The organism is Micromonospora sp. DT53 (assembly GCF_049841535.1).
GTDB lineage: Bacteria > Actinomycetota > Actinomycetes > Mycobacteriales > Micromonosporaceae > Micromonospora.
Map to the genome: position 1 here is coordinate 1 of NZ_JBNCKM010000020.1, position 5856 is coordinate 5856.

General features: G+C 70.5%; 7 protein-coding genes. All 7 read left to right on the plus strand.

The genetic code is table 11. The annotated features are described in order from the left end of the window. The first annotated feature begins 253 nt into the window (after window positions 1–253). The 7 genes from ACLQ3B_RS33570 to glmM all read left to right on the plus strand — a co-directional run bounded on the left by ACLQ3B_RS33570 (window position 254) and on the right by glmM (window position 5783). Window positions 254–949 (plus strand): class I SAM-dependent methyltransferase, encoded by a 696-nt coding sequence (locus ACLQ3B_RS33570; protein WP_425784682.1) that lies wholly within the window; start codon window positions 254–256, stop codon window positions 947–949. Between the two features lie 90 nt (window positions 950–1039). Next, a complete protein-coding gene (locus tag ACLQ3B_RS33575) occupies window positions 1040–1297 on the plus strand; it encodes a DUF6364 family protein (protein ID WP_091403518.1) in 258 nt (85 codons plus the stop codon). Then, on the plus strand, window positions 1287–1580 hold the full coding sequence (locus ACLQ3B_RS33580; RefSeq protein WP_124778100.1) for a hypothetical protein: 294 nt from the start codon (window positions 1287–1289) through the stop codon (window positions 1578–1580). The genes ACLQ3B_RS33575 and ACLQ3B_RS33580 overlap by 11 nt, the downstream gene beginning before the upstream one ends. Window positions 1581–1780: 200 nt before the next feature. Further along, entirely contained in the window at window positions 1781–3163 is a 1383-nt protein-coding gene (locus ACLQ3B_RS33585; RefSeq protein ID WP_425784683.1) for a nitrate/nitrite transporter, read from the plus strand. 209 nt (window positions 3164–3372) lie between these two features. Next, on the plus strand, window positions 3373–3816 hold the full coding sequence (rplM, locus tag ACLQ3B_RS33590) for a 50S ribosomal protein L13 (protein ID WP_053653864.1): 444 nt from the start codon (window positions 3373–3375) through the stop codon (window positions 3814–3816). A gap of 20 nt (window positions 3817–3836) precedes the next feature. Continuing rightward, window positions 3837–4310 (plus strand): 30S ribosomal protein S9, encoded by a 474-nt coding sequence (rpsI, locus tag ACLQ3B_RS33595; RefSeq protein ID WP_112626216.1) that lies wholly within the window; start codon window positions 3837–3839, stop codon window positions 4308–4310. A gap of 117 nt (window positions 4311–4427) precedes the next feature. Beyond that, window positions 4428–5783 (plus strand): phosphoglucosamine mutase, encoded by a 1356-nt coding sequence (glmM, locus tag ACLQ3B_RS33600; RefSeq protein WP_425784684.1) that lies wholly within the window; start codon window positions 4428–4430, stop codon window positions 5781–5783. Window positions 5784–5856 lie beyond the last annotated feature (73 nt).

Sequence of the window (5856 nt, forward strand, 5' to 3'; positions counted from 1 at the left end):
TTCAACAGGGGGGAGCAGTCATGCCGGACCCGGAGGCCGGGCGCCCCATTGCGGGGCCACCAAGAAGGTAATGGGGGTGACGTCGATGGATCGCGCGCGGACGTGTGCCGGGCGGTGACTGGGCGTGACTTCGCGTGCGGCAGGTGGTGTGAGCCGAAGCCTTTGGAGCTGAATCGCTGACGACATCAGCGCTGCCGTCCGGCGCAGCGCGCTTATAATGTGGGAAATCTGTCTCAAAGTTTGGGAGTCCGCGATGAGTGTGACGGACGTTTTCGACGCGGTTGCCGGCACCTACGACGAGTCGCGTCGGCGACTGATTCCCTGCTTCGACGCCTTCTACAGCACCGCCGTCGAGGTAGCCACGCCGCCGCTGCGCGCCGCGCTCGCCGCCGGCCGTACCCCCGAGGTGTTGGATCTGGGCGCGGGCACCGGGCTGCTTTCGCTGCTGCTGGCCGCGGCGGTGCCCGGAGTCCGGCTGACCCTGGTGGACGGGGCGCCGGCGATGCTCGCGCGCGCCACCGAGCAGTTGGACGCGCGGGGCGTGCCGCACCTGTCGGTCTTGGCCGACCTGTCCGACGAACTGCCGGCGGGCCGGTACGACGCGGTGGTCAGCGCGCTGGCGATCCACCACCTCGACGACGCCGGCAAGCGGGCGCTCTACCGGCGGGCCGCCGCCGCGCTGGCGCCGGGCGGGGTGTTCGTCAACGCCGAGCAGGTCGCCGGGCCGACCCCGGAGTTGGACCGGCGCTACGACGAGGTGTGGATGCGACGGATCGCCGAGTTGGGCGCGTCCCCCGAGGAGATCGCCGGCTCCCGGGGGCGGATGCGGCACGACCTGCCGGCGACCGTGGCCGACCAGTGCCGGTGGCTTGGCGAGGCGGGCCTGGTCGACGTCGACTGCTACTTCAAGGAGTGGCGCTTCGCGGTGTTCGGTGGCCGCGCCGGGTAAGCCCCGGCGGTATGTGCGTTTCGCCGCTCGGGGGTGAGCCGGTGAACGCGGGGATGACTGTTGGTCACACCGCTGGGTAGTCTGCTCGGCATGACTGCCAAGGTGACTCTCTCGTTCACGGACGAGACGATCGAGGAGGCGCGGCGGTTCGCCAAGCGCGAGGGGCTGTCGCTCTCCGCCTGGATGGACCAGGCCGCCCGGGAGAAGGCGCTGCGTGAGGTCTTCACCGCGCACGCCGCCGCCGTGGGCCGCGCCAGCCTCGATCTGGAGTCCGCCGCCCTCGCCGACGCCCGCGAGGTGGGCATGGTCAACGACCTGTTCTCCGGCGGACGGCCGCGTGCTGCGTAGGGGTGAGATCTGGCGCATCGAGGGCGCCCGGGAACGCCTCGGCCTCGTGATCAGCTCGGACGTCTACAACTCCACAGACGTGCCCATCGTGATCGTGGTCGAGGTGGTCGAGGAGTCGCTCCTCCGGGACTCGCCGCTCGCCGTGTCGATGGGCCGGTACGTCGTGATGCCCGACCGGATCTCCTCGCCCATGAAGAAGTGGTTCACCGGGTGCGTGGACGTCGCCGACACCGACACCATGCTCCGGGTCGGCCGCGCGCTGCGCATACTCCAACAGCTCTGACCGGAAGCAGCGACCGACCACGGAGCCAGCTCCGACCGGAAGCAGCGACCGACCACGGAAGTAGCTCCCCGGTGGCGTGCTCACCATCGCCGCCGGCCCGTGGTGCGACAGCCGTTTCCGGCCCGACCCGCGACGGGCACTGTCAGGTAACCGGGTGTTCCTAGCGTTTCCCCTCGTCACATCGACGAGGAGGAGCCGCCGTGAGCACGCTCACCAGCACCGCAGTCACCGCCGAGCCACCCGCCGTCACCGGTCGCCGGCAACCGCTGCACGACTGGCGCCCCGAGGACCCGGACTTCTGGCAGGCCACCGGCGCGCCGATCGCCCGGCGCAACCTCTGGGTCTCGATCTTCGCGGAGCACGTCGGCTTCTCGGTGTGGAGTCTCTGGTCGGTCACCGTGCTCTTCCTCGGCCCCGCGTACGGCATCGATCCGGCCGGAAAGTTCCTGCTCACCGCCGTACCGGCCGCGCTGGGCGCGGTGCTGCGGTTGCCGTACACGCTGGCGGTGGCGCGTTTCGGCGGACGACGCTGGACGATCGTCAGCGCACTGCTGTTGCTGGTGCCCGCGGTGCCGATGACGGTGCTGCTGGAACCCGGGGTGTCCTACTCCACCCTGATGGTGCTGGCCTGCCTGACCGGCGTCGGTGGCGGCAACTTCGCCTCCTCGATGGCGAACATCAACCTGTTCTACCCGTCTCGGCTCAAGGGGCGGGCGCTCGGGCTCAACGCCGGTGGCGGCAACCTGGGCGTACCCGCTGTGCAGTTGGTCGGCCTGGCGGTCCTCGCCACCGCGGGCGCCGCGTACCCCCGGTTGGTGCCGGCGGTCTACCTGCCGCTGATCGTGTTGGCCGCGCTGGCGGCGGCCCGTTGGTTGGACACCGTGCCCGGGGCGCGCAACGAGCCCGGCGCGCTGCGTGCGGCGGCCCGCGACCCGCACACCTGGGTGATGTCGCTGCTGTACATCGGCACCTTCGGCTCGTTCATCGGCTTCGGCTTCGCCTTCGGGCAGGTGCTCCAACTCCAGTTCGCCGAGCGCTTCCCCACCCCGGTCGACGCCGCCTGGTTGACCTTCCTGGGCCCGCTGGTCGGCTCGCTGATCCGGCCGCTGGGTGGGCACCTCGCCGACAAGTTGGGCGGGGCCCGGGTGACCTTCTGGAACTTCGTGGCGATGGCGGTCGGCGCGAGCACCGTGCTGTACGCGGCCCGGGAACGCTCGTTCGGGCTCTACCTGGCCGGGTTCATCGCCCTCTTCGTCTTCTCCGGCATCGGCAACGGGTCCACGTACAAGATGATCCCGGCGATCTTCCGGGCCCGGGCGGCGGACGCGGTGGCCACGGGTCACCGTGATCCGGAGGCCGCCGCGCGGTGGGCGCGGCGGATGACCGGCGCGTTGATCGGCGTCGCGGGTGCGATCGGCGCCTTCGGTGGGGTGCTGGTCAACATCGCGTTCCGCCAGTCGTTCCTCACCTCGGGCAACGCCGACGCCGCCTACCTGGCGTTCATCGGCTGGTACGCGTTGTGCTTCGCGGTCACCTGGGCCGTCTACCGTCGTCCGCGGGCCGGTCGACTCGCCAACGTGTGAGCTGGGCCACCCTCGGCGCGTCGCCGCGCGGCACCGCACCCCCGTTTTGACCTGCGGACGGGGCGCCGGGTATCGTTGCCTGCTGTTGTACGACATCCAGAGGCGTGCCCCATCAGGTACGCTTGGTCGTTCGTGCGCGCTGGTCCGGCCTGCTAGATCCGGTCACCTCGGCGCGCGACCCCAGACCGACGACGAGACAAGGTAGACCTGTGCGTACGTACAGCCCGAAGCCGGGTGAGATCGAGCGTCAGTGGCACGTCATCGACGCCTCTGATGTCGTGCTGGGCCGCCTGGCCACCCACGCCGCCACGTTGCTGCGTGGTAAGCACAAGCCGACTTTCGCGCCGCACGTCGACACGGGCGACTTTGTCGTCATCGTGAACGCGGGCAAGGTTGCGTTGACCGGCAACAAGCGCCAGACCAAGGTCGCTTACCGCCACTCCGGTTACCCGGGTGGTCTGAAGCAGATCGGCTACGACGAGCTGCTGACCAAGCGTCCCGAGCGGGCCATCGAGCTGGCCGTGAAGGGGATGCTCCCGCACAACAAGCTCGGCCGTCAGCTGATCAAGAAGCTGAAGGTCTACGCCGGTGCCGAGCACCCGCACCTCGCGCAGCAGCCGGTGCCGTTCGAGATCAAGCAGATCGCGCAGTGAGCGCGGGCGAAGGAAGCAGCATGACCGACATCATCGAGACCGAGGTCGCCCCGGAAGCCCCCGAGGCCACCGAGGCGCCGGCGCCCGTTGCCCGCGCGCCTCGTGGTGACCGGCCGATCCAGACCGTGGGCCGCCGCAAGGAGGCCATCGTCCGGGTCCGCATCGTCCCGGGCACCGGCAAGATCACCTGCAATGGCCAGGACCTCGAGGCGTACTTCCCGAGCAAGGTGCACCAGCAGCTCATCAAGGACCCGCTGGTCACCGCCGAGAAGCTCGAGCAGTTCGACGTCATCGCCAACCTGCGTGGCGGCGGCACCACCGGCCAGGCCGGTGCGCTGCGGCTGGGCATCGCGCGCGCGCTGATCATCAACGAGCCGGACGACCGCCCGGCCCTGAAGAAGGCCGGCTTCCTCACCCGTGACGCCCGGGTCAAGGAGAGCAAGAAGTACGGCCTCAAGAAGGCCCGTAAGGCTCCCCAGTACTCGAAGCGCTGATCTTTTCCAGCGCATTGTACTTCTGACGGACGGCCGGTCCGCCTCCCCTCTGCGGGGAGGTGGATCGGCCGTTCCGCTTTCTCGTCACAGGCAGTGCTCATTCGGAGGTTGGCGGGTATGGGTCGGTTGTTCGGCACGGACGGCGTACGCGGGCGGGCGAACGCGGATCTCACCCCGGAGTTGGCGCTGGCGCTCGCGGTGGCCGCCGCGCACACACTGGCCGAGACGGACCGCAGCCATCCACCGCTCGCCGTCGTCGGCCGGGACACCCGGGCCAGCGGCGAGATGCTGGAGGCCGCCGTGGTCGCCGGCCTGACCAGCGCCGGCGCCAACGTGGTGCGGGTCGGCGTGCTGCCGACCCCCGCGGTGGCGTTCCTCACCGCCGAGGCCAAGGCCGACCTGGGTGTGATGCTGTCCGCGTCGCACAACCCGATGCCGGACAACGGCATCAAGCTCTTCGCCGCCGGTGGGCACAAGTTGCCCGACGAGATCGAGATGCAGATCGAGGCGGCCGTCGAGACGAACGCCACCACCGCCTGGGACCGGCCGATCGGCGCCGGCGTCGGCCGTGTGCACGACCTGCTCGACGGTGCGGACCACTACGTCCAGCACCTGGTGGGCACCGTCCCGCACCGGCTCGAGGGGATCAAGGTCGTGGTCGACTGCGCCAACGGCGCCGCCGCCGAGGTCGCCCCCGTCGCCTACCGGGAGGCCGGCGCGGAGGTCATCGCCATCCACGCGGAGCCCGACGGGCTGAACATCAACGACGACTGTGGCTCCAACCACATCGAGACGCTGCGCGCCGCCGTGGTCGAGCACGGCGCCCACCTGGGCATCGCCCACGACGGCGACGCCGACCGCTGCCTGGCGGTCACCGCCGACGGCGACGAGGTGGACGGCGACCAGGTGATGGCGATCCTCGCGCTGGCCATGCGGGACGCCGGCACGCTCACCCAGGACACCCTGGTGGCGACCGTGATGAGCAACCTCGGGCTGCGGCTCGCGATGTCCGCGCAGGGCATCCGCCTGATCGAGACCAAGGTCGGCGACCGGTACGTGCTGGAGGAGCTGCGCGCCTCCGGGCTGGCGCTCGGCGGTGAGCAGAGCGGCCACATCGTCATGCCCGCGCACGCCACCACCGGCGACGGCGTGCTCACCGGCCTGCACCTGATGGCTCGGATGGCGGCCACCGGCCAGTCCCTCGCCGAGCTGGCCTCGGTGGTCACCAAGCTGCCCCAGGTGCTGATCAACGTGCCGGTCGGCGACCGGACCGTCGGCGCAGCCGCGCCAGCCGTGCGCGCCGAGGTCGAGCGGGCCGAGGCGGAGCTGGGGGAGACCGGTCGGGTGCTGCTGCGCCCGTCGGGCACCGAGCCGCTGGTCCGGGTGATGGTCGAGGCGGCCACCGAGGCGACCGCCCGTGCCGTCGCCGAGCGGATCGCCGAACTGGTTCGCACCGCGAGCCCCGTCGCCTAGACGAGTAAGTCCTAACGACCCCGGGCTGTTGGCATAGACGAAGGGTGTTGAAGATCCGTTTGTGACGACAGAC

Coding starts and splice junctions, on each gene's coding strand:
- ACLQ3B_RS33570 (WP_425784682.1), top strand. CDS start 254: ATGAGTGTGACGGACGTTTTCGACGCGGTTGCCGGCACCTACGACGAG.
- ACLQ3B_RS33575 (WP_091403518.1), top strand. CDS start 1,040: ATGACTGCCAAGGTGACTCTCTCGTTCACGGACGAGACGATCGAGGAG.
- rpsI (WP_112626216.1), top strand. CDS start 3,837: ATGACCGACATCATCGAGACCGAGGTCGCCCCGGAAGCCCCCGAGGCC.
- glmM (WP_425784684.1), top strand. CDS start 4,428: ATGGGTCGGTTGTTCGGCACGGACGGCGTACGCGGGCGGGCGAACGCG.